The organism is Bacillus sp. T33-2 (genome assembly GCF_002860205.1).
In the GTDB taxonomy this organism is placed as follows: domain Bacteria; phylum Bacillota; class Bacilli; order Bacillales; family Cytobacillaceae; genus T33-2.
Genome location: NZ_PGVB01000019.1, coordinates 1 through 1,561 on the forward strand (window position 1 = coordinate 1; position 1,561 = coordinate 1,561).

The 1,561-nt window shown below is 56.0% G+C and carries 1 rRNA gene; it reads left to right on the forward strand.

The window, feature by feature from the left end:
* The first annotated feature begins 2 nt into the window (after positions 1 to 2).
* A 16S ribosomal RNA gene (locus CVD19_RS14290) occupies positions 3 to 1,552 on the forward strand.
* Positions 1,553 to 1,561 lie beyond the last annotated feature (9 nt).

Below are 1,561 nucleotides of genomic sequence, written 5' to 3' on the forward strand. Positions count from 1 at the left end.
CTTTATTGGAGAGTTTGATCCTGGCTCAGGACGAACGCTGGCGGCGTGCCTAATACATGCAAGTCGAGCGGATCTTCGGAAGCTTGCTTCCGAAGATTAGCGGCGGACGGGTGAGTAACACGTGGGCAACCTGCCTGTAAGACTGGGATAACTTCGGGAAACCGGAGCTAATACCGGATAATTCCTTTCCCCTCATGGGGGAAGGCTGAAAGACGGTTTCGGCTGTCACTTACAGATGGGCCCGCGGCGCATTAGCTAGTTGGTGGGGTAACGGCCCACCAAGGCGACGATGCGTAGCCGACCTGAGAGGGTGATCGGCCACACTGGGACTGAGACACGGCCCAGACTCCTACGGGAGGCAGCAGTAGGGAATCTTCCGCAATGGACGAAAGTCTGACGGAGCAACGCCGCGTGAGCGAAGAAGGCCTTCGGGTCGTAAAGCTCTGTTGTCAGGGAAGAACAAGTGCCGGAGTAACTGCCGGCACCTTGACGGTACCTGGCCAGAAAGCCACGGCTAACTACGTGCCAGCAGCCGCGGTAATACGTAGGTGGCAAGCGTTGTCCGGAATTATTGGGCGTAAAGCGCGCGCAGGCGGTCCTTTAAGTCTGATGTGAAAGCCCACGGCTCAACCGTGGAGGGTCATTGGAAACTGGGGGACTTGAGTGCAGAAGAGGAGAGCGGAATTCCACGTGTAGCGGTGAAATGCGTAGAGATGTGGAGGAACACCAGTGGCGAAGGCGGCTCTCTGGTCTGTAACTGACGCTGAGGCGCGAAAGCGTGGGGAGCGAACAGGATTAGATACCCTGGTAGTCCACGCCGTAAACGATGAGTGCTAAGTGTTAGAGGGTTTCCGCCCTTTAGTGCTGCAGCAAACGCATTAAGCACTCCGCCTGGGGAGTACGGCCGCAAGGCTGAAACTCAAAGGAATTGACGGGGGCCCGCACAAGCGGTGGAGCATGTGGTTTAATTCGAAGCAACGCGAAGAACCTTACCAGGTCTTGACATCCTCTGACAACCTTAGAGATAAGGCGTTCCCCTTCGGGGGACAGAGTGACAGGTGGTGCATGGTTGTCGTCAGCTCGTGTCGTGAGATGTTGGGTTAAGTCCCGCAACGAGCGCAACCCTTGATCTTAGTTGCCAGCATTAAGTTGGGCACTCTAAGGTGACTGCCGGTGACAAACCGGAGGAAGGTGGGGATGACGTCAAATCATCATGCCCCTTATGACCTGGGCTACACACGTGCTACAATGGATGGAACAAAGGGCAGCGAAGCCGCGAGGTGAAGCCAATCCCATAAAACCATTCTCAGTTCGGATTGCAGGCTGCAACTCGCCTGCATGAAGCCGGAATCGCTAGTAATCGCGGATCAGCATGCCGCGGTGAATACGTTCCCGGGCCTTGTACACACCGCCCGTCACACCACGAGAGTTTGTAACACCCGAAGTCGGTGGGGTAACCTTTTGGAGCCAGCCGCCTAAGGTGGGACAGATGATTGGGGTGAAGTCGTAACAAGGTAGCCGTATCGGAAGGTGCGGCTGGATCACCTCCTTTCTAAGGATA